The sequence below is a fragment of the Rhizobium sp. WYCCWR 11146 genome, from assembly GCF_013591995.1.
In the GTDB taxonomy this organism is placed as follows: Bacteria; Pseudomonadota; Alphaproteobacteria; order Rhizobiales; family Rhizobiaceae; genus Rhizobium; species Rhizobium indicum.
Genome location: NZ_JACCEY010000015.1, coordinates 83,156 through 107,923 on the forward strand (window position 1 = coordinate 83,156; position 24,768 = coordinate 107,923).

The 24,768-nt window shown below is 59.7% G+C and carries 25 protein-coding genes; 10 read left to right on the plus strand and 15 right to left on the minus strand.

Annotated features, from left to right (window positions below):
- Positions 1–479, minus strand: a 479-nt coding sequence (locus tag HX899_RS09120) for a DUF992 domain-containing protein (protein WP_181292359.1), incomplete at its 3' end; no start/stop codon positions are given.
- A gap of 585 nt (positions 480–1,064) precedes the next feature.
- Here HX899_RS09120 and HX899_RS09125 point away from each other — a divergent pair.
- Complete coding sequence (locus tag HX899_RS09125; protein WP_003552191.1) at positions 1,065–1,313, plus strand: membrane protein; 249 nt, start codon at positions 1,065–1,067, stop codon at positions 1,311–1,313.
- Between the two features lie 20 nt (positions 1,314–1,333).
- Complete coding sequence (locus HX899_RS09130) at positions 1,334–1,693, plus strand: EF-hand domain-containing protein (RefSeq protein ID WP_181292279.1); 360 nt, start codon at positions 1,334–1,336, stop codon at positions 1,691–1,693.
- A gap of 82 nt (positions 1,694–1,775) precedes the next feature.
- On the opposite strand, the gene HX899_RS09135 is transcribed toward HX899_RS09130, so the two are convergent.
- From HX899_RS09135 to abc-f, 4 genes are all read right to left on the minus strand, one after another.
- Positions 1,776–1,940, minus strand: a complete 165-nt coding sequence (locus HX899_RS09135; protein ID WP_003549551.1) for a DUF1328 domain-containing protein — start codon at positions 1,938–1,940, stop codon at positions 1,776–1,778.
- 99 nt (positions 1,941–2,039) lie between these two features.
- Positions 2,040–2,630, minus strand: coding sequence for a hypothetical protein (locus tag HX899_RS09140; RefSeq protein WP_138334288.1), 591 nt, complete (start codon positions 2,628–2,630; stop codon positions 2,040–2,042).
- Positions 2,631–2,711: 81 nt separating this feature from the next.
- Positions 2,712–3,104: a VOC family protein gene (locus HX899_RS09145; protein WP_181292280.1), complete on the minus strand. Its 393-nt coding sequence runs from the start codon at positions 3,102–3,104 to the stop codon at positions 2,712–2,714.
- Between the two features lie 101 nt (positions 3,105–3,205).
- Positions 3,206–4,828: a ribosomal protection-like ABC-F family protein gene (abc-f, locus tag HX899_RS09150; RefSeq protein WP_181292281.1), complete on the minus strand. Its 1,623-nt coding sequence runs from the start codon at positions 4,826–4,828 to the stop codon at positions 3,206–3,208.
- A gap of 201 nt (positions 4,829–5,029) precedes the next feature.
- On the opposite strand from abc-f, the gene HX899_RS09155 reads away from it, so the two are divergent.
- Positions 5,030–5,359: a DUF6665 family protein gene (locus HX899_RS09155; RefSeq protein ID WP_138389998.1), complete on the plus strand. Its 330-nt coding sequence runs from the start codon at positions 5,030–5,032 to the stop codon at positions 5,357–5,359.
- Positions 5,360–5,463: 104 nt separating this feature from the next.
- Positions 5,464–6,333 (plus strand): aldose 1-epimerase family protein, encoded by an 870-nt coding sequence (locus HX899_RS09160; protein WP_181292282.1) that lies wholly within the window; start codon positions 5,464–5,466, stop codon positions 6,331–6,333.
- 48 nt (positions 6,334–6,381) lie between these two features.
- On the opposite strand, the gene HX899_RS09165 is transcribed toward HX899_RS09160, so the two are convergent.
- Both HX899_RS09165 and HX899_RS09170 read right to left on the minus strand, forming a co-directional pair.
- Positions 6,382–7,971 carry a DHA2 family efflux MFS transporter permease subunit gene (locus HX899_RS09165; protein ID WP_181292283.1) on the minus strand — a complete coding sequence of 530 codons (1,590 nt, stop codon included), beginning with the start codon at positions 7,969–7,971 and terminating at the stop codon, positions 6,382–6,384.
- Positions 7,972–7,997: 26 nt separating this feature from the next.
- Complete coding sequence (locus HX899_RS09170; protein ID WP_181292284.1) at positions 7,998–9,182, minus strand: HlyD family secretion protein; 1,185 nt, start codon at positions 9,180–9,182, stop codon at positions 7,998–8,000.
- A 135-nt stretch (positions 9,183–9,317) separates the two neighbouring features.
- On the opposite strand from HX899_RS09170, the gene HX899_RS09175 reads away from it, so the two are divergent.
- On the plus strand, positions 9,318–9,965 hold the full coding sequence (locus HX899_RS09175) for a TetR/AcrR family transcriptional regulator (RefSeq protein ID WP_181292285.1): 648 nt from the start codon (positions 9,318–9,320) through the stop codon (positions 9,963–9,965).
- A gap of 82 nt (positions 9,966–10,047) precedes the next feature.
- Here HX899_RS09175 and uxuA read toward each other — a convergent pair whose 3' ends face one another.
- Together uxuA and HX899_RS09185 are read right to left on the minus strand one after the other, a co-directional pair.
- Positions 10,048–11,235, minus strand: a complete 1,188-nt coding sequence (gene uxuA / locus HX899_RS09180) for a mannonate dehydratase (RefSeq protein ID WP_181292286.1) — start codon at positions 11,233–11,235, stop codon at positions 10,048–10,050.
- A gap of 44 nt (positions 11,236–11,279) precedes the next feature.
- Positions 11,280–12,002, minus strand: a complete 723-nt coding sequence (locus HX899_RS09185; RefSeq protein ID WP_181292287.1) for a GntR family transcriptional regulator — start codon at positions 12,000–12,002, stop codon at positions 11,280–11,282.
- 302 nt (positions 12,003–12,304) lie between these two features.
- Here HX899_RS09185 and HX899_RS09190 point away from each other — a divergent pair, with 302 nt between their 5' ends.
- The 3 genes from HX899_RS09190 (at position 12,305) to HX899_RS09200 (ending at position 14,614) form a co-directional block, all read left to right on the plus strand.
- A complete protein-coding gene (locus HX899_RS09190; RefSeq protein ID WP_181292360.1) occupies positions 12,305–12,709 on the plus strand; it encodes a DUF2934 domain-containing protein in 405 nt (134 codons plus the stop codon).
- A gap of 56 nt (positions 12,710–12,765) precedes the next feature.
- Positions 12,766–13,017, plus strand: coding sequence for a hypothetical protein (locus HX899_RS09195; protein WP_181292288.1), 252 nt, complete (start codon positions 12,766–12,768; stop codon positions 13,015–13,017).
- 322 nt (positions 13,018–13,339) lie between these two features.
- Positions 13,340–14,614 carry an O-antigen ligase family protein gene (locus HX899_RS09200; RefSeq protein WP_181292289.1) on the plus strand — a complete coding sequence of 425 codons (1,275 nt, stop codon included), beginning with the start codon at positions 13,340–13,342 and terminating at the stop codon, positions 14,612–14,614.
- A 28-nt stretch (positions 14,615–14,642) separates the two neighbouring features.
- On the opposite strand, the gene HX899_RS09205 is transcribed toward HX899_RS09200, so the two are convergent.
- The 6 genes from HX899_RS09205 to HX899_RS09230 all read right to left on the minus strand — a co-directional run bounded on the left by HX899_RS09205 (position 14,643) and on the right by HX899_RS09230 (position 22,419).
- Positions 14,643–16,658 carry a nucleoside-diphosphate sugar epimerase/dehydratase gene (locus HX899_RS09205; protein ID WP_129416949.1) on the minus strand — a complete coding sequence of 672 codons (2,016 nt, stop codon included), beginning with the start codon at positions 16,656–16,658 and terminating at the stop codon, positions 14,643–14,645.
- A gap of 123 nt (positions 16,659–16,781) precedes the next feature.
- Positions 16,782–17,348 (minus strand): sugar transferase, encoded by a 567-nt coding sequence (locus HX899_RS09210; RefSeq protein ID WP_062941905.1) that lies wholly within the window; start codon positions 17,346–17,348, stop codon positions 16,782–16,784.
- A 289-nt stretch (positions 17,349–17,637) separates the two neighbouring features.
- Positions 17,638–18,930, minus strand: a complete 1,293-nt coding sequence (repC, locus tag HX899_RS09215) for a plasmid replication protein RepC (RefSeq protein ID WP_181292290.1) — start codon at positions 18,928–18,930, stop codon at positions 17,638–17,640.
- 149 nt (positions 18,931–19,079) lie between these two features.
- Positions 19,080–20,132: a plasmid partitioning protein RepB gene (gene repB / locus HX899_RS09220; protein WP_181292291.1), complete on the minus strand. Its 1,053-nt coding sequence runs from the start codon at positions 20,130–20,132 to the stop codon at positions 19,080–19,082.
- Positions 20,133–20,174: 42 nt separating this feature from the next.
- On the minus strand, positions 20,175–21,389 hold the full coding sequence (repA, locus tag HX899_RS09225; protein WP_062941826.1) for a plasmid partitioning protein RepA: 1,215 nt from the start codon (positions 21,387–21,389) through the stop codon (positions 20,175–20,177).
- Between the two features lie 571 nt (positions 21,390–21,960).
- Positions 21,961–22,419: a helix-turn-helix domain-containing protein gene (locus HX899_RS09230; RefSeq protein WP_062941828.1), complete on the minus strand. Its 459-nt coding sequence runs from the start codon at positions 22,417–22,419 to the stop codon at positions 21,961–21,963.
- Positions 22,420–22,777: 358 nt separating this feature from the next.
- Here HX899_RS09230 and HX899_RS09235 point away from each other — a divergent pair, with 358 nt between their 5' ends.
- Positions 22,778–23,980, plus strand: a complete 1,203-nt coding sequence (locus HX899_RS09235; RefSeq protein ID WP_138333943.1) for an MFS transporter — start codon at positions 22,778–22,780, stop codon at positions 23,978–23,980.
- A 220-nt stretch (positions 23,981–24,200) separates the two neighbouring features.
- A complete protein-coding gene (gene msuE, locus HX899_RS09240) occupies positions 24,201–24,761 on the plus strand; it encodes an FMN reductase (protein ID WP_138333945.1) in 561 nt (186 codons plus the stop codon).
- Positions 24,762–24,768: the final 7 nt, after the last annotated feature.

Genomic DNA, 24,768 nt, shown 5'->3' on the forward strand with positions numbered 1-24,768 from the left:
ACATTGAGGCCGAGCTGACCGGTCAGGCTGACCGTCTGCAGATGGATGGAACCGGAGGTGCCGCCAACCAGGAGATTGGCGCCGACACCGGCGCCGAGCGTCGCTTCGGCGGTGGCGCCGACATAGAGGCCGGCGAGCGATCCGCGGTGATAGCCGGCCGTCGGCGCGAACACGGCCCAGATCAGCCGGCTGCGCGTGGTGAAGCCAAGGTCGATGCCGAGCTTTCTCATTTCACCCGTATAACGATCCGAAAGTTCGTTGCCGACGGTCGACTGGAAGATGCAGTCGGCCTCTTTGGAGGAACCGAGCACGTAACCCGTGCCGCCGCCGATATCGCAGGTGAGGTAACCGATCTTCACGCCATTGCGCAGGTCCGGCTCTTCATATGTCCTGGTGCCGAGATCGGCGGCACTGACCGCCCCAGCGCCGACAAACGTCAACGATACCGCGGCAAACGCCGTCGCAAGAATTTTGTTCATAAGTCTCTCCTTCTCAAATCGTGACGGGAGCATACCCGGCTACTCGCCACCAGATTCGGCAACAGACAACGGACGGAACCGCAAAACGATCCCGAACCGGCATCATTTACGCATCGCATGTTAAAGCGCCTGGGAGGGCGCAAGCGACAAACACGCTTACGGTTCAGCTCCCATTGGGACATTTCGAAGGCACATTTTCGCGTCATCCGGTTATTTCACGATGTTGTCAGGGATGGTTGCTGGAAAGGCACGATCCTGATCGCCGTCAACTCTCAACGAGCATCATGCACATCGCAGGCGCCTATTTGGATAGGCGATCGATGATCGCGCAGGTTGCCATGCCGTATAGATAGCTGTACTATTCGAAGATACTCTTCATGCAGCACTGCAACTGGAGAGGAAACGGCATGATTGCTTGGCATTGCCGCAGAATTTCCGCTTGTTTTTCGGAATTCTGCTTCTGTTCGAACAGAAACTAAGTCTGAATTTGAGAAATATAATCAGGCGATATTTTCGCGGGGGCCGGACAATCGTACGCCCGCCGATCTCTATTGGAGATAACGGGTAATTTATCGGGAGGGAAAGATGCGTATACGCAGGACAAACATCATACTGGCGGGATGCCTTGCCGTCTCCGCCTGCCAGTCCGGCCCGACGTCGCAGGCCGTCTCGGATCGTAATTCCGAATTCGGCTGCATCGCGGGAACCGTCGGCGGCGCGATTGTCGGTGGCTTGATCGGCAGCACGATCGGCGCCGGAACCGGGCAGGTGCTCGCTGTCGGCGCCGGCATCGGCGGCGGCGGTTACGTCGGCAACCGTCTGGCTTGCCGCTAATTGGGGAGGGATATCAAGCGATGAAGACCTTGGCTTTGGTGACCACATTCATACTGTGCCAATGCGCTGGAGCAGTGGCGCAACAACCGCAACAGCCCGGATCGATGTATCAGGGCCAGATGGATCGGCTTGACGCAAATACCAGCAAGACCGTCGACCGTTCGGAATACGAGACCTTCATGGGCACGGCTTTCGGAAGTCTCGACAAGAACAAGGACGGCAGCCTGCAGTCCGACGAGACGGTGCAGATCCTGACGGTCGAGCAATTCACTTTGACCGACGCGAACCACAATGGCCGCATCAGCCGAAGCGAATTCATGCAGCGTGTGATGGCGGATTTCGCGACAGCCGACCACGACAGGGACGGAAACCTTCAGTGATGGAGACGTCAAACCGACTGTAGAAATAAAGAAAAACCCGGCAATGTGTTTCGCCGGGTTTTTATACTTTAATCTGCCCGCACTATACTTTTCGCATCAGTCGCATGACGAGCGATACGACGAACAGCACCAGGAAAATGAAGAACAGAACCTGGGCAATGGAAGCTGAAGCCCCTGCGATGCCGCCAAATCCGAGGACGCCGGCAATCAAGGCCACGACGAGAAACACCAGAGCGTAGTAAAGCATCGCAATCTCCTTTTACGTTGCTGCGGAGATAACGGAGACCGCCCTATTTGGTTCCCGTCCGTCTCACGTCCGGGACATGCAACGTCGCATCGGCTTCATTCAACCGACGTGAAAAACGCCGCTGTACATCCGGTCGCCTTCATTCGGCTCGGGAGGTTCGGCTGCGTCGAGATAGGCCTTGAGCGGCCCGGTCAGGACGAACCAGATGCTGGCTCCCAGCATGAAACAGGCTCCCACCGGATCGTCGATGCGGGCGATGAACGGAAGGCAAACCGATGCGAAGAGGACGATGATCCGCACCGACCACTCAGCCTCACGTTTGGCGATGGCGCGCGCCCTCAGCGACTTGTATTCCCGAGCGCCGTAACCGCCTTGCCCTGCCTTCACAGCCAAAAGCAGCTTTCGCGCGGACGGCAGCGCCAGCATGACCAGTGCGGCAACACTGAGCGTGAAAGTCTGACCGGCCATGACCTGCCCGCTCGTGATCAGGAGAAAGGAGAGCACAACGAGATTCCACGTCGGCTCCAGCAGCTCCGGCGGTTGCCGCGTGCGGAGATGCCAACTCCGCAGCAAACCCGCCGCGCCGTGCAGTAGCGGCTGATCGATATAACGATTGATCCAGTCCATGCCGATGCGCCCGTCCCCGATTGCATGAAGAGGCCTCCGAACACCACGGAATTTGGTCATCATCGTGGCAATAGCCGCCGAATCCGTTCCTCGCGTGGAAGAAGCGGCATGTCCCTACGGCCAATGACGGCAAGCAACAGCCGCCTAGCGCAATTCCTGCGCGACCTCCCAGACATGGCCCGACGGATCGGCAAAGGCCGCGGTGCGGCGGCCCCATGGACGATCGATCGGACCGTTGAGCAGCATGACCCCGAGTTTGCGCAGTTCTGCACAAACCGCATCGACGTCATCGACCTTGAGCGTCAGCAGCACGCGTGCGCCCGAACCGGTCGCTGACACTGCGACAGGCTGGACCAACTGAGGCGCCTGCGCTGCATCGAGCAGGTTGATCATCGTTCCCGAAAATTTCAGGACCGCCGATACCGCGTCCTGATAGACGACCTCTTGCGCAAAGACCTTTTGGTAGAACGCTTTGGCCGCGTCGATATCATCGACGAACAGGGTGACGACCTCGATCCGATCCAACAGCATGGGCATTTTCTCCTCCGTTGCTTCGACCGGCCAACCGATATCGCTGGCCGGCTCTCCACTGGTCGCTTCGACGCTGACGGTTTCGACATGCCGCGCAAAGATAATCGTCAGCTTCGCAGGCCGGGCGCCTCCTGGCCGGTGCGCGCCACATATTCGGTATAGCCGCCGCCATATTGATGGATGCCCTCGGGCGTCAGCTCCAGCACCCGGTTGGAGAGTGCAGCCAGGAAATGCCGATCGTGCGAAACGAACAGCATGGTGCCCTCATATTGCGAGAGCGCCTTAATCAGCATTTCCTTGGTGTCGAGGTCGAGATGGTTCGTCGGCTCGTCGAGCACGAGCAGGTTCGGCGGGTCGAACAGCATCATTGCCATGACCAGCCGCGCCTTCTCACCGCCTGACAGCACCCGGCACCGCTTCTCGATATCGTCGCCGGAGAAGCCGAAACATCCGGCCAGCGCACGCAAAGGCCCCTGCCCTGCCTGGGGAAAACGGTGTTCCAACGATTGGAAGACGGTGTGCTCGCCGTCGAGAATATCCATGGCGTGCTGGGCGAAATAGCCCATCTTGACGCTGGCGCCGAGAGCGACGCTGCCTTCGTCAGGCTCGGCGGTGCCCGTCACCAGTTTCAGCAGCGTCGACTTGCCGGCGCCGTTGATGCCCATGATGCACCAGCGTTCGCGGCGCCGCACCATGAAATCCAGCCCCTCATAAATGCTGCGGCTGCCGTATTTCTTGTGGACGCCCTTCAGGCTGACCACGTCCTCGCCGGAGCGCGGTGCGGGCTGGAAATCGAAGGCGACCGACTGGCGGCGCTTGGGCGGCTCCACCCGGTCGATCTTCTCCAGCTTCTTGACGCGGCTCTGCACCTGCGAGGCATGCGAGGCGCGCGCCTTGAACCGCTCGATGAACTTGATTTCCTTGGCGAGCATCGCCTGCTGGCGCTCGAACTGGGCCTGCTGCTGTTTCTCGTTCTGCGCTCGCTGCTGCTCGTAGAATTCATAGTCGCCGGAATAGGTCGTCAAGGTGCCGCCGTCGATCTCGATGATCTTGGTGACGATGCGGTTCATGAACTCGCGGTCGTGCGAGGTCATCAGCAGCGCGCCTTCATAACCCTTCAGGAATTCCTCCAACCAGATCAGGCTTTCCAGATCCAGATGGTTGCTCGGCTCATCGAGCAGCATGACATCGGGGCGCATGAGCAGGATGCGGGCAAGTGCCACGCGCATCTTCCAGCCGCCCGACAGCGCGCCGACATCGCCATCCATCATCTCCTGGCTGAAGCTGAGGCCCGCGAGCACTTCGCGGGCGCGCCCCTCGAGCGCATAACCGTCCAGCTCCTCGTAGCGCGCCTGTACCTCGCCGTAGCGCTCGATGATCTCTTCCATGTTGTCGGCCTGTTCGGGATCAGCCATGGCCGCCTCCAGATCGCGCAATTCGCCGGCAACAATGCTGACCGGCCCGGCGCCGTTCATCACCTCGGCGACGGCGCTGTGGCCGGCCATCTCGCCGACGTCCTGATTGAAGTAACCGATGGTGACGCCCTTCTCACAGGAGACCTGGCCTTCATCGGGCTGCTCTTCGCCATTGATCATCCGGAAGATCGTCGTCTTACCGGCACCGTTCGGGCCGACGAGACCGATCTTCTCACCTCTGTTGAGCGCTGCGGACGCCTCGATGAAGAGGATGCGGTGGCTTAGCTGCTTACTGATATTTTCGATACGGATCATGGTGCGAGGCGCCTGGAGAAGGAGATTTTGGCGCGCTTATGCCATGCGGGGAAACCGCAGGATAGCCCTGTTCCCACCCTCTCGATCAAGAGTATCATGCCGAAAGGCGCGAGCGGTTTTCGAACGACATCATGCTCACCTTCTTTAATTTGGAACAGGATCGGATAATATCGCGGCTCACGCCAACGGAGACCTGTGCCAATGAGCGTTCGTCCGCCACAGTCCTTCAGACAATCCGAGCAGGATAAAAACGGCTTCAACGTCCTCGAATACGAGCTGATGTCGGAACGAGCCGATTCTCTCGGACGTCACGGGCTGAAGGTGGAGGCGGCACTTGCCGCTCTGAAGGCATGGACTCCCGACCGCCAAAGCGCCGAAGACCGCGAGAAGCTTCTCAACGAAGCGTCCGATGCCGTCTGGGCGTTCTTCATCCAGCGTGAGATCTGCGGGTTGCGGAACAACCGCGACGCCATTCAGCGCTACGGCATCCCGAACGAAGTGATCGCGAGATTGGGCGCAATGCGGAAATAACGAGGGCGATGGCTGGTGTGGCCGCCGTCGCGCCCTCTATTCTGTGGAAATCCCCGGTTCGGAACGGTATGGCTGGCTGCCGAACCAATGCGAAAGGAAACGCGATGCCAATCTCCATCCGGATCGGGAATCAGGATCTCACCGTCGATGTCTCCTCCCTCGGCGCCGAGATGCAGGCGCTCATGTCAAGCGACGGGCGCTCCTGGTTATGGACCGGCGATGCAGCCTTCTGGACCGGGCGGTCGCCGATCCTGTTTCCGATTGTCGGCAAGGCGCCGGATGACAAGATAGCGATCGACGGCACGGTCTATCCGATGGCCCAGCATGGCTTTGCCCGCCGCAGCGAATTCGTGCTTGCGGCCTCCACTGAGACGATGTGCCGGTTCGAACTGGCCGCCTCGGATGCGACGCGAGCGGTCTATCCTTTCGATTTTCAGCTGGCCTTGGTGCATGCGGTCGAAGGCCGCGCGTTGACTGTCACCGCCGAGGTTACCAATCGCGACCAGAAGGCGATGCCGTTCGGCCTCGGATTCCATTCGGCCTTCGCCTGGCCGCTGCCCGATGCTGCCGGGCGCGACCATATCGTCATCCTCGACAATAAAGGCGAGCCGGCGCTTGTGCGGCTGGAAGGCGGCCTCATCAATCCAGCGGCCCTGCCCTCGCCATTCGCTGCCGGCCGGCTGGTGCTGGATCATTCGATGTTCGAACAAGATGCAATGATTTTCCCTGATGGTGCGGGCGAAGGTTTGAGTTACGGCGCCGAAGGCGGGCCGACCATGCAATTCCATTTCGAAAACCTGCCCAACCTTGCGCTATGGACCAAGCCGGGCGCGCCCTTCCTCTGCGTCGAGCCCTGGCATGGAATGGCTGCGGAAGCCGGAGGTTCGAGCGAGCTGTCGAAGAGGCCGTCGACCACGATCCTGGCGCCGGGCGCGATGGCGAGCTTCGCCTTCACGGTCAAAATTCCGGAATAGGGACAGACAGAAAAGCGCTCGCCAGGAAGCCAGGCGAGCGCCGATATTTCAGTGAGCGCCGGCGCCACCGCCGGCCCGCGGTTTTTGGGTGAGCAGCAGGGCGACGGCTGCAACGGCAAGAACCACGCCGATGACGGCGAAGGTATCGGCAAAACCGAGGATCAGGGCCTGGCGTTTGACGACCTGGCCAAGCGCCACGACGGCCTTCTGGGCTGCGACGGCATGGTCGGAGACACCATGCTGCACGAAGTAGGCTGTCAATTGGTCGAGACGGGTGCGGACTTCGTCGCGGCCGAGCGTCACCGACTGGCCGATGATGTTCGAGTGGAACTGCTCGCGTTTGGTCAGCACCGTGCCGAGCATCGCCGTGCCGACGGCGCCGCCGAGATTGCGCAGCATGTTGGTCAGGCCCGAGGCAGCGGCCGCATCTGAAGGCGCGATGCCGGCGGTGGTGATGGCGGTGATCGGCGTCAGCACCAGGGCCTGGCCGATGGCGCGGATGATGTTCGGAATCCAGAACTGGTCACCGGCGGTATCGGCTGACAAGGTGATGTTCATGAAGCAGCTGATCGCAAAGATCGAGATGCCGAGGAAGCCGATATACCGCGCATCGAAGCGCTTCATCATCATCGGGACAAGCGGGATCAAAAGCAGCTGTGGCAGGCCGGTCCAGGCCAGCACGTTGCCGATCTGCTCGGCATTGTAGCGCTGCACCTGGCCGAGATATTGCGGCAGGATGTAGACGGTGCCGAAGAGGGCGACGCCGACCAGCACGTTGACGGCAACGCCGATGCCGAAATTGCGCTGCCTCAGCAGGCTGAGCTTGACCAGCGGCTTCTTCACCGTGAGCTCGATCCAAATGAAGGCGACGAGGAAGGCAAAGGCAAGGATACTGAGCTTGACGATGAAGGGCGAGGAGAACCAGTCCTCCTTATTGCCTTCCTCGAGCACCGTCTGCAGCGCCGACAGACCAATGGCCATGGTGAAGATCCCCGCCCAGTCGCCTTCCCTCAGCAGGCCGAGCTGCATCGGCTGCTTGTCGAGCGTCAGGGCAAGGGCGACCGCCATGATGGCGCTCGGAATGGCATTGATGAAGAAGATCGTCTGCCAGCCGTAATTTTCGGTGAGGTAGCCGCCGATGGTCGGGCCGATCGCCGGTGCGAAGGTCACCGAGAGCGCGAAAATCGCCAGGCCGAGCGGCTGCTGCGACTTCGGCAGCTTGGTCAGCACCATGGTGAAAGCCATGGGGATCAGCACGCCGCCGGCAAAGCCCTGCAGGCCGCGCAGCACGATCATCGTGCCGAGATCATGCGCGAAGGCGCAGGCGATCGAAAACAGCGGAAAGAGGACGGAATTGACGAGGATATAGCGGCGAAACGAGAAGACGTTGCTGAAATAGGCCGTCAACGGGATGACGACGATCTCGCCAATCAGATAGGAGGTGGAGATCCAGGCGCCGTTGTCGACGCCTGTTCCGATGCCACCCTCGATGTCGAGAAGCGAGGCATTGGTGATCTGGATGTTGAGGATCGCCATGAAGGCGCCGATCATGCCGGCGAGAACGGCGATCCAGTCTCTGGTGCTGGCGCCGGCTTTCGGCTGCGGAACGGCGATGGCTGTTGCTGCGATGGTGGACATGACACGAACTCCTCGTCCCCCCGGCCCTAGCTGCGGTCGTTCTTGGTATCGATGCTCGGCTGCACGGACATGCCGGGGCGCAGGTCGCCGTTGGCGGCGGCGTCACCGTCGAGCACGATCTTCACAGGAATGCGCTGGACGACCTTGGTGAAGTTGCCGGTGGCGTTGTCAGGCGGCAGCAGCGCGAATTCCTGGCCGCTTGCGGGCGCGAGGCTGTCGACATGGCCGTGATAGGTGCGGCCCGGGAACATATCGACCTCGATATCAACAGGCTGGCCGGCCTTGACGTCGGTGAGCTGGGTTTCCTTGTAGTTGGCGATGACATAGGCAGCCGTCGTCGGCACGACCGACATCAGCTGGGTGCCGGCCTGGACATATTGGCCGACGCGCAGCGTCCGGTTGCCGACGGTGCCGTCGACGGGCGCAGTGATCGTCGCATAGGAAAGGTTGAGTTCAGCCTGGTGCTGAACGGCCTGGCTGCGCGCAAGGGCCGCCCTCGCTTGGGCCAGCTCGGCGTTCAGCAGATCGACCTGCTTGACGGCGGCGTCGAGCGAGGCGGTGTCGCGGACGATCGAGGCCTGGGCGGCTGCGATCTGCGAGGCGGCCTGCTGCGCGGTTTGGACCGGGGCATAACCGCTGGTGGCAAGGTTCGAATAACGCTTGTTATTCTGCTCGGCAAAGGTCTCGTTGGCGCGGTCGACGTCGACGGTCGCGCGGGCCGCAGCAATCGTCGACTGCTGAATATCGAGTGAAGCCTGCTTGGCGTTGACGGTGGCTTCCGCGGCAGCGACATCGGCCTTGGCCTGATCGAGGGCCGCCTTGAAGTCGCGATCGTCGATGCGGGCGAGCGGCTGCCCGACCTTCACCGTCTCGTTGTCCATGACCAGCACCTCGGCGAGATAGCCGGAAACCTTGGGGGCGATGGTGCTGTTGTCGGCCTTCACATAGGCATCGTCTGTCGAGATATGGAAGCGGCCGACCGTCCAGTAATCATGACCGTAATAGGCGCCGGCGGCGATCAGCACCAGCGCGGTGGCGCCGAGAAGCAGGGAGCGGCCGTCGCGCCTGCGCGTGGGCTTTTTCTCGGCAACGGTGGCGGCAGCTTCCGCGACGCGCGGCGGCTGGCCGGCGTCCAGGCTTGCCGGTACGGCTTCGGCAGTGTTTTCGACGGCAGTATTGTTGTTCAAGGCATGCAGCGTCTTGATGGTCATTGTCTTTCTCCTAATGACGGTCGCCGTCACTTGGGCTGCGGCCTCTGAATTCGAATGAAATGCACTTTAGGAAACTTGATATTTTCCAAAATATGCATTAGAAAATAGATGTCAATAAGAATTTGGAAAATTGCCATGGTCCAAAATCACGAAATCGAGAAGAAGCCGCGAGGACGCCCGCAAGTCCGCTGCGACGAGGATACGAGAAGCGTGATCATCGAGGCGGCAAACAGGCAATTCCACGAGAATGGCTATGCCGCGGCTAGCATCGCTGCGATCGCACAGGAGGCCGGCATTTCGACCAAGACGCTCTACCGCCTGTTTCCGACGAAAGGAGATCTCTTTTCAGAGATGATCACGGAGCGCACGGAGCGTTTTTTGTTGGCGCTTGACCCCGGCACACTCGCCGTGGCCGATCTCAGGCAAGGGTTGGAACGCATGCTGATGGCCTATGGCATGCTGACGCTTTCGGTCGATACGATCACCATGACCCGGCTCGTCATCAGCGAGTCTGATCGATTCCCCGAGATCGCCAACGCCTTCTACGAAAAGGCAGTCGTCAGGACCAATACACTGATGGAGAACTGGCTGCACAACCAGATCGATCGTGGACTGATTGCCCTTGATGATCCGCATGCGGCCTGCGGCATGCTGCGCGGGATGATGATCATGGAGCCGCAGCGTGCCGCGATGCTGCGCCAGGAGCCGCCGCCGAAGATCGAAACGATTGCGGCGCGGGCGAAGATGTGCACCGATCTGTTCTTGAAGGGTTGCGCGCTCTGAAGCATCGCTCGGGCTTCAGAGCGCGATGATTTTCGCTGGAGCAATTCCAGCAAAAATGCGCGGCAGTTTTTTGCGTCCACCCTCAGTTTGGCGGAGCGCCCAGCGCATGCAGGATGCCGCGCAGTTCGGCGAGGCCGCGCATGCGGCCGATGGCCGGGTAGCCTGGTGTGACGACCTTGTCGAGGTCGTCGAGCATGCGATGGCCATGGTCCGATCGGAACACGATGGTGTCTTCGGGACTGCGGCGGCGGTCTTCCGCGACCAGTTCGCTGAGAACGGCGACCATATCGACGTCGCCTTCCAGATGCGCGCTTTCATGGAATGTCCGGCCGTCACCCTCGCGCGTCGTGGCACGCAGATGGGCGAAGTGGATGCGCGAGGCAAAGCGTCGGGCGATCGCCGGCAGGTCGTTTTCGGCGCGCACGCCGAGGCTGCCGGTGCAATAACACATGCCGTTCGCCGCCGATGGCACCGCATCGAAGAGAACGGCATAGTCGTCCGCCGTCGAGGCGATTCGCGGCAGGCCGAACAGCGAACGCGGCGGATCATCGGGATGCAGCGTCAGCTTGACACCCCGGGCTTCGGCAGCCGGCGTCACCGCCTCCAGGAATTCAATCAGGTGCCGGCGCAGTCTTGCGGCATCGATGCCACTATAGGCGACGAGTTTGTCGCGGAAAGCCGGAATGGTCAGAGGTTCGGTGGTCGACCCCGGCAGAGCCGAGGTGATGATGCGGGTGATATCGGCGATCTCGTCGTCTGTCATCGCTTCGAATACGATACGCGCCCGTTCGCGGTCTTCGCTAGAATAGTGCTGCGCCGCATCCGGCCGTTCCAGGATGAAGAGATCGAAGGCTGCAAAACGCTCGTGATCGAAGCGCATGGCGGTGGCGCCGGTCGGCGTCACGAAATCGAGTTCGGTGCGGGTCCAGTCCACCACCGGCATGAAATTATAGCAGACGATCGGAATACCGCAGGCGGCGACCGCTTCGAGGCTGGCGATCCACGCCTCGATTTCGGCCTTCGCCTCCCCGCCCTTGCGCTTGACGGCATCGGGAATCGGGATGCTCTCGACGACCGACCAGACAAGCGGCGAGCGGTCGCCGGGCGTCGTCTCGATCAGAGCCTGGCGTTCGCGCACTTCCTTCTCCGTCCAGGCCCTGCCGATCGGCACCTGATGCAGCGAAGAGACGATATTCGTCGCGCCCGTCTGGCGGACATCATCCAGCGTCACCGGCGCTTCCGGTCCGAACCATCTCCAACCCTGTCGCATCCTTCTTCCTTCCCTCTCGCTTTTCGTTTCGTGTTGGCCTGCCGTCAGCAGAAATAATCGGGGTAACGCGCGCGCAATTCGTCGACATCGGGAATGACGGCACTCAGATGATGGGTCATGGCGCTGCGTGCAGCCGCCGCATCATGGGCGGCGAGCGCATCGCGGATGATCATGTGTTCCTGCACGACATTATCCGTGCGCCCAAGCACCGGCAAAGTCAGGCGCCGCGCCCGGTCGATCTGCACCTTGACCGTTTTCAGGATTGCCCAGATGCCGGGATAACCCGATATCTGCGTGATCGCCTCATGGAACGCCTCATCCTCCTCATGGAAGCTCGAGGCATTGCCGGTCGCGGCATGGGCCTGTTGGCGGGCAATGATGGCGTCGAGACGGGTGATATCGGTGGCCGTCGCGGTCAAAGCCGCAGCCTCGACGGTCGCGCCTTCAAGCGCCTTGCGCACGACGACCGCCTCAGGGATTGCCGAGACCGGCACCCGCGACACGACGGTGCCCGACTGCGGGTAGATATCGACCAGTCCGCCTTCGGAAAGCCGGAGCAGCGCCTCGCGCACCGGCGTGCGACTGACGCCGAAATCATCGGCGATCCGCTTTTCCTGCAGCAGCATGCCGGGCGGCATCCGCAGCGACACGATGTCGGCATAGAGGCGATCGTAGATGGCGCCAGCCGTGGTGATACGGCGCAGCCTGCCCCCGGCCTCCCGCGACGTCGGGACGACCAAGACTTCAGCTTCTGATGCCTGGTGCATGACATTCCCGGACGTTAAAGGTTTCTGGCATACTAGTATATCAATTTTATCGCCCTGCCAAGACATGCCGCAGCCGAGTGACGTTATGACATCGCATCTGGAGATTCAGCGCTTCGCGAATAAGCATGCCGACCCTGACCCTCAGGTTCGACAGGCCGAAAGCATGGGACGGGCATTGCGGTGTAAAAGCGTTGATGAACCGCATAGGCCTCGCGGAATCGGAAGACCGATCTTTGCGCCGAGGCACTCTTTGTTTGGAACTTAGGTCGGCCGAGTTGGTTGAGATTCGCAAGGAGATCCTCATGAAAAAACCAGCACGACGCAAGACTAGCGAAAATACGACCGATGGCGGCCGGCCGGAAGCTCCACCCGCCGCGGACGCAGGCAGACGGAAGATGGTTCGGCGAGCCGCAAAGGAAATCGACAGGCTGAGCGGCGGATCGCCGGCAGCCAGCCGCGAGGAGGAGATCCAAAGAAGGGCCTATTCCCTGTGGGAGAAGGAAGGGAAGCCGGAAGGCAAGCACGGGCATCACTGGACCCTGGCCGAACATGAACTCGATGCGCAGCAGGGCGAAGCCGACAATCCTCCAAACCTCGCAGCATTGCGAGAGGCCTCGCGCGAACATACGGATGCATTCCTCGTCAAGACCGATCTCGAGGACGCCGATCAACGCGAAGCCTCCCCCGGCACACGCGAGCAGGATTGAACTTTCCGCCTCGCGCCAATTTCAGACCGCGCGCCAATTTCAGAAAGGTCCCCGACATGGTCGACAAACAGAACTTGCACGCCGGCTTCACCGGCACACCCGGCGAGCAGCCGGAGGGACTGACCAAGGTCGCGAAGTCGGCGGCCAAAGAGATAAAACGTGAGGCTTATGCCGTCGCCCTCGGTGCCAGAGAGCACCCGCATACCGCAAGCGCATTGCTGCTCACCACCGGCATTGTCGCATTCGGGCTTGGCTATCTCCTTGGTCGATCCTCGGCGGAAGGTTCGACACGGCCATATTGGCGATAGCGGCAGCCGCGTCATTTCAACGAGGCGCATGCATCGGTCTTCGCCGATCCCGATGATGCCGCCTTCTTTCTTTCGGTGCGCTCGTCGGCTGCTGGCTATCAAACCTTCACATCACGCCCGCACCTCAGACGTGTTATCTGTTGAAGCCGGCCTTACCGTCGTACCTATTTGCCCCCCATCATCGAACAGAACCAAGTCTGGCCAGACGCCTGTTGCCGGAATACCACGTCGAATGAAGCCATAGATTGCACCGTGATCACAGCTTGACAGCTGTGATCACGATCCTTAGCGAGGCAGCATCGACACGGTCAGGACCGGCAACGTGAATTATTTCAGACAACTCAAGATGGCAGTGCTTTATCCGGGGGACGAGGCCGGAAGCGCACTCGACCGAAACAACCGCATTGCCGTCTTTCTCTTTGCAATCCTTCCGGGGCTTTCGCCGAACTTTAACTCCTTCATCCTCCTCGCGTCGATGGTGTGGGGCATCTACTGTCTGGCGACGGGCCGCCTCGTCTTGAACCTCTCGAAATCCGACCGGCTGGTTGCCATTGGCATGTCGATCTACCCGCTGGTGATGATCGCCAGCATCTTCATCAATCCGCCCTACTCCGAAGTACCGGACTGGATATTCCGGCTCCTGCCTTTCTTTTCCATCTGGCTGATATTGCCGCGGATGCGGCAATCTCCCGATGGTCGTCTCGTGCCGCTCTTTATCCTCGGCGCAGGCATCGGCATGATCGTCACCTTTCTGTTCAGCCTTCTGCAGATCATGTTTCTGATGGACAGGGCAGAGGCTGGAACGTCGAACGCTGCACTCCTCGGCGTGATAGGCATTCTGTTCGGCGGCATTGCGCTTCTCAACATTCAATCTCCCAGAAGCGTGGAGCAAAGAATTGCGATATTGGGATATGCCGCGGGTCTAGGCTGCGTTCTGCTTTCCGGAACGCGCTCGGCCTGGCTGGTCATTCCCGTCCATATCGTCATCTTTCTCTGGTATTTTCGCAAACACAGCTTCCATCTGAGTTTGCGCAGCCTGGCTATTACCAGCTCCTTGCTGTTGGCGGGACTTATCACCCTGGGCAGCGGCCAGATCCTCCATCGCATCCAGGCGCTTCAGGAAAATCTGACATCGCTCGAACGCACCGACGGCGAGATCACGTCGCTGAGTGCCCGGTTCGCCTTGTACAAAGGCGCACTATCGGCAATTAGTAAGGACCCGTTGACGGGTTATGGCCCGCAAAACCGGATGGCTTCGGTTTTGGCAGAGCTTCCCGATAATATAAGGCCGCAACTGCCTTACTCGCATGTCCATAACGGCTTTCTGACCGCGGGAATCGACGCCGGCGTTTTCGGCATTGCAGCGCTTTCGCTGATGCTGCTGACGCCCGTGATCGGCGCGTGGAGAAAAGAAGCGGGACCGGGCCGGGATTTAGCGATTGCGCTCGCTCTTCTACTTGTCAGCAGCTACGTCATAACAGGCAGCTTTGGCATCATGTTCAATCAGAAAGCTTTGGATCCGATCTTCGCCTACATGGTTGCCCTTATTTGTGCGGATCGCGGCAGCACGGGCTTTGCAGCCGTCGTTCGGAGCTGACGTCCGGCACCCCTTGAGCCTGCAGACGCTACAGCGTGCTTTGAATTGTCTGAGGCAGCCGTATTGGCTCGGCGCCGGTGAAAGCCAGATCCGAGACCTCACCCGTTGACGAATAGCCGGAAACAAGCTCCGCCAATGTCGCACGTGCAGCGATCATATCGTTCCGGTCCAACACCGCGTTGAGCGCGTTGAGCCTTCTCGACAACTCGGGCCAGGACAGGAAATCCTCGCGCGCCTTCATAATCCGAGGATGTTCGGTTGTTTCTGGATTATCCCCGATCAACAGTTCTTCAAAGAGCTTCTCGCCGGGCCGAAGGCCGGTAACGGACAGCTCGATATCGCCTTCGGGATTGTCTTCGTCACGGACGGCCAGCCCGGAAAGCTCGACCATCTTGCGGGCGAGATCGGCGATGCGAACGGGCTCTCCCATGTCGAGCAGGAAGACATCTCCGCCCTCGGCCATCGCGCCGGCCTGTATGACGAGTTGAGAAGCCTCCGAAATGGTCATGAAATAACGAGTTATATCAGGATGTGTCAGCGTCACCGGGCCGCCGTCCTTGATCTGCTGCCGGAAAAGCGGCACGACGGATCCGGAGGAGCCGAGGACGTTTCCGAAACGGACCATGGAGAAATTCGTTCGCATTCTGTCGGTCGCCGATTCCGCCGCAAGCGCCTGCAGAACCATCTCCGCCAGCCTCTTGCTGGCGCCCATCACATTTGTCGGACGCACGGCTTTGTCTGTGCTGATCAGCACGAAATTCGAGACGCCGCATTTATTCGCCGCGCGTGCCGCGACCAGCGTACCCATCACATTGTTCTTGATGCCTTCCACGGCATTGTGTTCGACAAGGGGAACATGCTTGTAAGCGGCTGCATGATAGAGCGTCTGAGGTCGCCAGCTCTGCATGACATGTTCCATGCGATCCTGATCGCGGACGGAACAGAGGATCGGGACGATCTGCATATTTTCGTGTTTGTACAGTTCGGCCAGCTTCTGCAATTCGGCATGGATATTATAAAGCGCAAACTCGTTCTGATCGATGAGGATGAGGCTGGAAGGCCCGGTGCGCAAAATCTGACGACATAACTCGCCGCCGATCGAGCCGCCAGCACCGGTGACCATCACCACCTTGTTGCGCATCGACTTGTCGAGTAGCTCCTGGCGCGGCGCGACCGCTTCTCTTCCCAGCAGATCTTCGATCTCCAGCTCTCGGATGTCGGAGACGGCGATGCGTCCCTGAGCCAGGGCAGTGAGATCCGGCAACGTGCGAACATTGACCCTGGCTTTACGGATGTGCTCCAGGATTTCGTTGCGACGCTGCCGCGATGCGGAGGGAAGAGCAAGAAGCACATTGTGCACGCCGAGAGATTCGGCAAGCACCGGAAGATCCGAGGGGTCGTAGATCGGTAAACCACCCATGACGCCGCCCTTGAGACGCGGATCATCATCCAGATAGCCGACGACATTGAGTTCGGCACTGTTGATCAAGGCACCGGCCAATTGCCGCCCGGCTGTCCCTGCCCCATAGATCAGCACCTTGGCGAGCATATTCTTGTGAAGGATGCGCTGGTAGGCATCCCCGAGCCAGTAGCGGATACTCAACCTCGACAGCCCGATCGCAATCAACAGCAGGAAGGGCTGGAGGATGCCGACGGTTCTCGGAACACCGGGGACGCTGAGTGCTGTAAATATCGTCATGAACGCGACGCCGTAGATCGCAATCGCCTTCAGAACAGTAATGAAAGCAGCCATATTGGCATAACGGAAGATCGCCCGATACATGCCCATGACGATGAAGATGGGAAGGGCCATGCACAGTGAAACGAAGACCGGCAGCCACTGCACACCTGTCAGCACCGTCCATTCGTTCAGGCGGAAACAATAGGCCAGCCAGATCGTCAGAACACAAAAGCTGGAATCCAGCAGCAAGGCCAGAGCGCGTTTGGCAACCCGCGGCATCGCCAGCAGAGGGGCGACGAGCGCTTGCATCGGCATTAAGAACCATCCTGAGCGCGGCGTCTCAGTGGGGGTATTTTCGGGCATTGCTTACCAGCGTCTCGCGGATCAATCAGACAACCACCTTCTTGTCATTTTCTGCAACGAGCGCAACTGAAATAATCGGAAAGTAAGGTCCCCCGCCCCGCTTATCTATCAGAAGTAGGTAGCTTAATGCCTTATTCCCTTGCGGCGGATGACCTTCTCGGCCGTCATAAACAGGATGCTTATGTCGAAGCCGAACGAGCGGCGTTCGAGATATTCGACATCGAATTTTACCTTCTCCGGAATCGGCAATTCGTCCCGGCCATTGATCTGCGCCCATCCCGTCAGTCCGGGCAGGAGCTTGTCGACACCATGGGCCGTCCGCAACTCTATCAGATCATATTGATTGTAGAGTGCCGGCCGCGGGCCGACGAAACTCATCTTCCCCTCGAGAATGCACCAGAGCTGCGGCAGTTCGTCGAGGCTGGATTTGCGCAGAAACGAACCGATCGGTGTCAGAAAGCGATCCGGATCTTCGAGCAGATGCGTGGCAACCGTCGGTGTGTCGACGCGCATGCTGCGAAATTTCGGCATCAGGAAGATCTGATTGAAACGGCCGACACGTTTTGACCAATAAAGGATCGGTCCCGGCGAGGTAAGGCGAACACAAAGAGCGACGACAAGGATTGGAACGAGCAGGATCGCCGCCGCAATCAAAGCCAAGAAAAAGTCCACCGCCCGTTTCAAACCCATGTTCCGCAGTTCTTCCGCTCCACCGGCAATCATCCGCCATTTGTGCTATCGCCTTGCCGTATCGTCAAAAAACGTTTCGCGTCAACTGTCAGGACGTGGTGTTTTCTCCATCAACCGACGTGGTCGCCCACCCACTTGCGAGTGCCCCTTCGTCTCGCAGGTTTTCGTCAAACTCCTAACCCTCTGATCTGACAGTGAGAAGCTTCCAATCAGAAGTTATCTTGGCCTTCGTTTCCGTCACGCTTCGTTAACCATAACAATTTGCGCCAGGAAGACCACGAAGCGAATTTCATCCTGTCTTCCGACTTATCGGCGAATTGGTGCGGGCAAGGGCCATCAGCATCGGTCCGATGGCGAATTCCCCTCTCTCGGCGCGCCGTGTCAGATCGCGCAGGTAACCGCCGGCGGAGGTGATGTGCCCTGCCCTTTCGAGGACGCAGGCCATGACGGTGGCCGCATTTTCAGGTCCCATGATGTCGCAGGCCTGCTCATAGGCCGATGGGCTGACGCCCAGCATCGAACGAACGACCACAGCCGCGGCCATCAGCTCGCGCCATGTGCCGACCGAGCCCTGCGGTCCATAGGCTGCGATTTCCGGGCAGGCCTGCAGCACCAGCCCCAGTGGGAAGGATTTGAGCGCGGCGTTGGCAGCGGGGGCAGAACTTGTGGCCGGCACACGCCCGTTCTCCTCTTCATCTTTCTGTATTCGGACTGTCGGTTCGGCCCGACCCGCCGATCGATCGTCCGTCGTTGCGCCCTGCTTCATTTCGGAAGCTGGTTCAAGTTCAGTAATGGATTGTGGATTTGAATTCTGTATGTGCCGCTCATAATGTTGGGCATTGCCGCTATGATTTTGAGTTTTAACCTGCATTTCCAACTGATTGGTGATTTCTTCACGCAGCAGCTCCAATTCGTCGAGTGCTGCGGCGACCTGTTCGGCGGAAGGCGACCGTGGCAGCCGCTCGACGACATCGCGAAAATGCAGATGAATCCGGCTCCAATCGCCTGCGGCGCCCTCCTCCAATGCCATCTCGATGAGCTTGGCGACATCGCGCCGGCAAAGCGTCAGGCGTTCTCTGAGCCGCTGCAGGTGCAACCGTTCCGCAACCACCTCCGCCGCCAACCGCTCGATCTCCTCAGCGCGCACCAGCAGCGGCGCCAGTGAAAAACCGAATGCCTCGCGGATCTCCCCCCCCTGCTCCTTGCGGGCGTAGCGCTTGCCGTTCGGGCTGTCCTTGCGGATCAGCAGCCCGGCCTCGATCAGGCTCGCCAGGTGACGACGGATCGTCTGCTCCGCCATTCCATGCGCGCGCAGCGAGAGCTGTGCATTGGAAGGGAACACCACGAGCCCGTTTTCCTCAGAGAGCTCTCCCTTGGGATAAAAGCTCAGCAAGGCGTTCAGGATAGCGAGCGCCCGGTCGGTGATGCCGAGCAGCGGCTTGGCCTCACACAGGGCACGATAGAGTTTCCACTTGTCGATAGATTGGCCAGGCTCGATTTCTCGAGCAGCCGCCTGGCTTGCTAACATGCCAAACGTCATCGGCCGCCGCCCGAAGGGCGTCGTCACACTTCCGCTTTCCATTTTCTTCGCCTTCTTCAAGGCAAAAGATCGCGGCTCACCAAATTCGGTGCCAAAGACTCTTGACTATGATTCGCGGAAATGTGATTCTCTGGGTGTCTAGATCAGAGAGGGCTTCCGCGACGGCAACGTTCGGGGGCCTTTTCTTTTGCTTATTGATCTCCGTTCTTGGTCAAATCCTGTGTCCTCTCGAACGCCTCGTAGAGGCGATCCAGATTGCTGGCGATGTAGGCTCCAAAGGCAGACGCCTTCTCCGCCTTCAACGCGATGGTGAACTGTTTCCCGTCATCCTTGATCTTCGCCTTGACCGCGCCGTCCTCGCGCTGCCAGGCGTGAGCGGCGGGCTGAAGCGCCGCTATGGATGAGGCCTGTTGTTGCCTCCTGCTGATGAAGGCAACCAGCATATCGAATCGGGCATCCGGCTCCACCGTCTCGAATTCCGCCGATCTGGTGAACTCTATCGCTCGTGCGGCGATGTTTTCGGCCTCGAATTTCACGGACAGATCGTGCCACCGATCACGGCCGGTGGTCTTGGCCGCACCGATCGCGGTCAGGACTTCGGCTGGAATCCGCCTGGTAACGGACAGCATCTTGGAAACTGTCGTCTTGTCGGCGCTGAGCGCGGACATGATCGTTTCCCTGTCGAAGCCCAACGTGTCGAGTTTGTCGGCAAACATCGTCCTCTCGATGAAGGAGAGATCGGCGCGCGCCGAATTCTCCTGGCCCTGCGCAATGACATGGTCGCGATCGTCGAGTTTCTTGACCACGGCGCGGACAGGTCGGCCGAGTTCCTTGGCGGCCCGGGCGCGACGGTGGCCGAAGGCGATCTGATATCGGCCGTCCTTCTCAGGATGCGGCCGGACGAGGATCGGCGAATCCTGACCGCGCAACCGGATCGCCTCGACCAATTCGCGAAACTGTTCGTCGGTATGCGCCAGCCGGTCGGTCACGAAAGAATCTTCGATCAGGGCAGGGTCGAGATCAATCACCGTTTCACCGGTCGCCAGCTTCTCCTCGATCGCTTTGGCCGCATCGGCCTTGGCAGCCAGCGCATCGATACTGCGTGTCACTGCACCGAGAGCGCCGATCCCCTTATAGGTGAGCTGCTGCTTCTCGTCCCTGTGGAGTGGTTCGTCCTCATTGTTTACCGCAGTAAACTTCTTGGAATCGTCCATCAGGCCGGAGAGGAGATTCTTACGCGCCATCAGCCAGCTCCTCGCCCCAGTTTACCGCAGTAAACTTCTCGGTCATTTCCGCCCCCAAGCCTTGTGGATGAGATCGGCGATCTCGGTGTTGACGGAATCCATCGCCTCCATCGCGCGGTCATAGGTCGCGCGGGTAAACTGGTTCCGTTCGACCTCGTAAAGCGTCTGATTGGTCATCGCCGCATCGGAGATCGCGACGCTGCGCAACATCGGATTGGTGAGCACATGGTTCTTGAACATCGAACGCATGAAGGCGACCATTTGCGTCTGCGGCCCGTCCTGCGGATCGTAGCGGGTGACGAGATAACGCAACCAGTCGAGGTTCATGTTGCCGCCGGCACCTTTCAGCGTGTTCAGCACCTCGCCGAGCATCTGCAGGAATTGGCACATCGACATGACGTCGAGCATCTGAGGATGTACGGTGATCAGAACTGCCGTTGCCCCGCAAATGGCGCTCATGGTCAAAAAGCCGAGCTGGGGAGGGCAGTCGATGATGACGACGTCGTAATCGTCGGCGACGGAGGACAGCGCCTCGTCCAGCCGCGCGAAGAAGACGCGTCCATAGTCGCCCGCCTTGCCCTGAGCAAGGACGCGCGGCGTATCGTGCTCGAATTCCATCAGTTCGAGATTGCCCGGCACCAGATGAAGGTTCGGGAAATTCGTCGGACGGATGATCTCTCTCAGCGGACGCCGCTGATCGTCATAACGAATGGCGGCGTAGAGCGTCTCATTTTCGTCGACGTCGAACTCCGGCTGAAAACCGTGGATGGCGGAGAGAGAGGCCTGCGGATCGAGGTCGACGGCAAGGACACGGTGACCCGTCAAGGCAAGATGCTGGGCAAGGTGTGCGGCACTCGTCGTCTTGCCGCTGCCACCTTTGAAGTTGACGACGGCAACGACCTGCAGGTGTTCGTTGCCGCGGCGATGACGCATATAATGCGTTCCGGCGCGGGCATTGTGCTCCAGGAAGCTGCGCATCTCTTCCATTTGCTCCGCCGTATAGGATCGACGGCCCGACGGCGTGACCTGGGGAAGGGCGCCTTTGCCTTCCAGCGACAGGTTGCGAAGATAGCCGCTGGTGACACCGAGGAAACGCGCCGCCTCGGCAAGCTGAAATTCCCTCAAACCCTTCAATGCACGCGGCGGAAACATCTCGAGCCGATGCTGCTTCAGCTTATCGGACAGTTCCTGCGCCTGGCCAATAATCAGCTGGTCGACATCAGAAATTGCTTTTTCTATCTGCGGTGCCATATTCATGGAAATCTCGAAAATGCGATTTAAAAGCCCTGGGCGCTGTGAAACCGCATTTAGCGCCGATTCTGGAGGGGTGGCAAGGCAAATAGGGTTAACAAGACCCTACCGCGAGGTTGTCCAATCTTTTTCAAAGGCTTGAACAGGCCGCCCGGTGCCGCTGTCCAGCGTGGCAATCGCGCATTCACTGACCGAATCGCAAGAGCAAGGCTGCACAACCGGCATCATAGCCGATCGGATACTTCGGAAGCGAGATATCGAGCGTGCACGGCTCTTTGAAGTACGTCCGCAATGGGTCCGCAGTGGGCAAGCACCTGGACAGTCAGTAGCTGTTCAGTGCCGCCGTGGCAGAGAACCGTCCTGATATCTGCCTGGGGGAGGGGACACGGCGCTTCTGTCGCGGTCCTGCAGCAGAGCGCCCAGCGCAAGATCCAGGCGATAGGCGGAGAATTCAGCGCCCAGCTCGGCGCCGTCCCTCAGATAGCGATCCGGCAAATGCCAAATCGCAAGCAGACCCTTTCGGGAAATGCCATTGATTGGCCGGTCGGCTCGCCAGGCGCAACGCTGCGATACCCGCCTATTCTCCGAGCGGAAGGGTGATATCCGCTACGGAGGCTCCCAATGTCAGACCTCGACTTTCCGCCTGCGCCATCGCCTTCACCAGCGCGATGACCGTTTCGCGGATATTGCTGTCGGCGATCTTTAGAAAGGCGCGATTGAGCACCAATCCCTCTTTCGTTCGCAGGAATTCAGCGACCGGGTCCATATTCGCGGATAGATCCAGCCCTTGCAGCGTCAACGGCTCGGAATTCTCCTGTTCGAAGAAGAAGCTCGGCGACGTGTGTAGCACCTCGGCGATCCGCTGCAGCCGGCTCGCGCCGATGCGGTTGATGCCCTTCTCGTATTTCTGAACCTGCTGAAAGGTCACGCCGATCTGCTCGGCAAGCCGTTCCTGGCTCATCCCGAGCAACTGCCGGCGCAATCTAATGCGCGCTCCGACATAGCTGTCTATCGCATTCGCTGTCTTGACATTCATCGTGTGTTTTCAGCCTCGATCGCATTTTCAATCGGTGCAGCTGTAGTATCCCCTGCATGGCTTTTCCATGGTTGTTTTCACATAGCCCACTGGATATGTGATCATCGCTGCTGACTGTGATATGAAAGCCCTCGCCCGGAAAGACGTGAAATCACGCAGAAATCACTCGGCGGAAGCGCAAATCGAACAAAAGCCGTACCAATACGGATAAAACTGGGCTGTAATTGCGTCCCGGCTTACGCTAAATGCAGTTCAGCGACCGTCGCACGAGAGTCTTCCCAGCCCCGATCGCCCGAAAATCCATCGAACAAAAGCGACGTGGCATGGCACCGGCCGTGCCTGTGCAGGAGAAGTATTGATGGCAACCGTTGCCGAGAGCCCGCCTCGTTTCGAAAAGACGACGATGTCTATCCTCATGGCGGTCAGCTTCTGCCACATGCTGAACGACATCATGCAGTCGCTGCTCGCCTCGCTTTATCCGCTGTTCAAGGCGAACTACGATCTCGATTTCGTGCAGATCGGTCTCCTCACTATGACTTTCCAGGTCACGGCTTCGCTGCTGCAGCCGCTCGTCGGCATCGTCACCGACCGCTGGCCGATGCCCTATTCGCTGCCGGTCGGTATGGCGAGTACCTTTTGCGGCCTCATTCTGCTCGGCAATGCCGGCAGTTTCACCCTGCTGCTGGTTGCCGCAAGCCTGATCGGCTTCGGCTCGGCGGTCTTCCACCCGGAATCTTCGCGTGTTGCCCGTCTTGCCTCTGGCGGCCGCCACGGTTTCGCGCAATCCTTCTTCCAGGTTGGTGGCAATGCCGGCCAGGCGATCGGCCCGCTGCTTGCCGCCTTCATCGTGCTGCCGCTCGGTCAGCACAGCGTCTCATGGTTCGCCGCCATCGCCATGGTCGGCATGGTCGTGCTGAGCTGGGTCGGCAACTGGTACATCAGCCACAGGCGCCAGAATGCCAGCAAGCCGGCAATAAGCCGGACCCTGCCGCTGCCGCAGAACAGGGTCGTCTGGGCGCTGCTCATCCTCGTGCTGCTGACGGCAACGAAGAATGTCTACATGGCCAGCGTATCGAGCTACTTCACCTTCTATGTCATCGACAAGTTTGCCCTCAGCGTGCAGCAGGCACAGCTGATGCTCTTCCTGTTCCTCGGTTCGGTCGCCGTCGGCACCTTCCTCGGCGGGCCGATCGGTGACCGCTTCGGCGCGCGTTTCGTCATCTGGTTCTCGATCCTCGGCGTCATTCCCTTCGCGCTCCTGCTTCCCTATGCCAACCTCTTCTGGACGGGTGTGCTCAGCGTCGTCATCGGCCTGATCTTCGCTTCGGCCTTCTCTGCAATCGTCGTCTTCGCGCAAGAACTGGTGCCCGGGCGCGTCGGGCTGATTGCCGGGGTCTTCTTCGGCTTCGCATTCGGGGCAGGGGGGCTTGGTGCAGCCCTGCTCGGCAGTTTCGCCGACACCCATGGCATCGATTTCGTCTACCGCATCTGCTCCTACCTGCCGCTGCTCGGTCTCCTCACGGTCTTCCTGCCGCGTATTCCCAAGCAGAAACCAGTTTGACGCGACATCGCTTATGGACAATCGATGGAGCCGGAATGTCACCGACACTCCGGCCCGGTTCATCATGCAGTTTCGCACGTCGCCTTCGCCCATAGGCCCGAACGTATTTTTCTCCTCCTATGGGGAAGAGGGATCACCATTCCTTTAATCCACTATTTTTATAGATAATATTCGTCCCAATAATGACGTCGGTCTCGGCACGATATTGGAAGGAAATGGCATGTCTGCTCACAAATTGGTCGGCCTTGCGGGTAGCTTCAACCGCCCCTCGAAGACATTTGCACTTGTTGAAAACGTTGCCGGTCTCGCCGGTGAGAAATACGGCTTCGACAACACCATCTACGATCTGACCGATGTCGGCCCCTCGCTTGGCCAGGCGCTGCGCCGTGACGATCTCGACAGTCGCGCCAGGGAAGTCATCGACGACATCGTCAATGCCGATGTGCTGGTCATCGGAGCGCCGACCTACAAGGGCAGCTATCCCGGTCTCTTCAAGCATCTGATCGACCTGATCGACCCGCATGAGCTGCGCGCCAAGCCAATCATCATCACTGCGACCGGCGGCGGTGACCGCCATGCGCTGATGGTCGAGCACCAGCTCCGGCCGCTCTTCGGTTTTTTCATGTCTCACACGCTGCCGACCGCGGTTTATGCATCCGACCGCGACTTCACCGATTACCGCGTCTCATCCGATCCACTTTCCAAGCGGATCGGGGAAGTCATCGGCGAGCTCGAGGCCTTCTTTCCCAGCCGGAGTCAGGCACTTATCGCTGCCGAGTGAAGAGCGT

What these genes read in the sequence shown, in the direction of transcription:
- HX899_RS09125 (WP_003552191.1), top strand. Translation starts at nt 1,065, where the DNA reads ATGCGTATACGCAGGACAAACATCATACTGGCGGGATGCCTTGCCGTC.
- HX899_RS09130 (WP_181292279.1), top strand. Translation starts at nt 1,334, where the DNA reads ATGAAGACCTTGGCTTTGGTGACCACATTCATACTGTGCCAATGCGCT.
- HX899_RS09135 (WP_003549551.1), bottom strand. Translation starts at nt 1,940, where the DNA reads ATGCTTTACTACGCTCTGGTGTTTCTCGTCGTGGCCTTGATTGCCGGC.
- HX899_RS09140 (WP_138334288.1), bottom strand. Translation starts at nt 2,630, where the DNA reads ATGATGACCAAATTCCGTGGTGTTCGGAGGCCTCTTCATGCAATCGGG.
- HX899_RS09145 (WP_181292280.1), bottom strand. Translation starts at nt 3,104, where the DNA reads ATGCCCATGCTGTTGGATCGGATCGAGGTCGTCACCCTGTTCGTCGAT.
- abc-f (WP_181292281.1), bottom strand. Translation starts at nt 4,828, where the DNA reads ATGATCCGTATCGAAAATATCAGTAAGCAGCTAAGCCACCGCATCCTC.
- HX899_RS09155 (WP_138389998.1), top strand. Translation starts at nt 5,030, where the DNA reads ATGAGCGTTCGTCCGCCACAGTCCTTCAGACAATCCGAGCAGGATAAA.
- HX899_RS09160 (WP_181292282.1), top strand. Translation starts at nt 5,464, where the DNA reads ATGCCAATCTCCATCCGGATCGGGAATCAGGATCTCACCGTCGATGTC.
- HX899_RS09165 (WP_181292283.1), bottom strand. Translation starts at nt 7,971, where the DNA reads ATGTCCACCATCGCAGCAACAGCCATCGCCGTTCCGCAGCCGAAAGCC.
- HX899_RS09170 (WP_181292284.1), bottom strand. Translation starts at nt 9,182, where the DNA reads ATGACCATCAAGACGCTGCATGCCTTGAACAACAATACTGCCGTCGAA.
- HX899_RS09175 (WP_181292285.1), top strand. Translation starts at nt 9,318, where the DNA reads ATGGTCCAAAATCACGAAATCGAGAAGAAGCCGCGAGGACGCCCGCAA.
- uxuA (WP_181292286.1), bottom strand. Translation starts at nt 11,235, where the DNA reads ATGCGACAGGGTTGGAGATGGTTCGGACCGGAAGCGCCGGTGACGCTG.
- HX899_RS09185 (WP_181292287.1), bottom strand. Translation starts at nt 12,002, where the DNA reads ATGCACCAGGCATCAGAAGCTGAAGTCTTGGTCGTCCCGACGTCGCGG.
- HX899_RS09190 (WP_181292360.1), top strand. Translation starts at nt 12,305, where the DNA reads ATGAAAAAACCAGCACGACGCAAGACTAGCGAAAATACGACCGATGGC.
- HX899_RS09195 (WP_181292288.1), top strand. Translation starts at nt 12,766, where the DNA reads ATGGTCGACAAACAGAACTTGCACGCCGGCTTCACCGGCACACCCGGC.
- HX899_RS09205 (WP_129416949.1), bottom strand. Translation starts at nt 16,658, where the DNA reads ATGCCCGAAAATACCCCCACTGAGACGCCGCGCTCAGGATGGTTCTTA.
- HX899_RS09210 (WP_062941905.1), bottom strand. Translation starts at nt 17,348, where the DNA reads ATGGGTTTGAAACGGGCGGTGGACTTTTTCTTGGCTTTGATTGCGGCG.
- repC (WP_181292290.1), bottom strand. Translation starts at nt 18,930, where the DNA reads ATGGAAAGCGGAAGTGTGACGACGCCCTTCGGGCGGCGGCCGATGACG.
- repB (WP_181292291.1), bottom strand. Translation starts at nt 20,132, where the DNA reads ATGGCGCGTAAGAATCTCCTCTCCGGCCTGATGGACGATTCCAAGAAG.
- repA (WP_062941826.1), bottom strand. Translation starts at nt 21,389, where the DNA reads ATGAATATGGCACCGCAGATAGAAAAAGCAATTTCTGATGTCGACCAG.
- HX899_RS09230 (WP_062941828.1), bottom strand. Translation starts at nt 22,419, where the DNA reads ATGAATGTCAAGACAGCGAATGCGATAGACAGCTATGTCGGAGCGCGC.
- HX899_RS09235 (WP_138333943.1), top strand. Translation starts at nt 22,778, where the DNA reads ATGGCAACCGTTGCCGAGAGCCCGCCTCGTTTCGAAAAGACGACGATG.
- msuE (WP_138333945.1), top strand. Translation starts at nt 24,201, where the DNA reads ATGTCTGCTCACAAATTGGTCGGCCTTGCGGGTAGCTTCAACCGCCCC.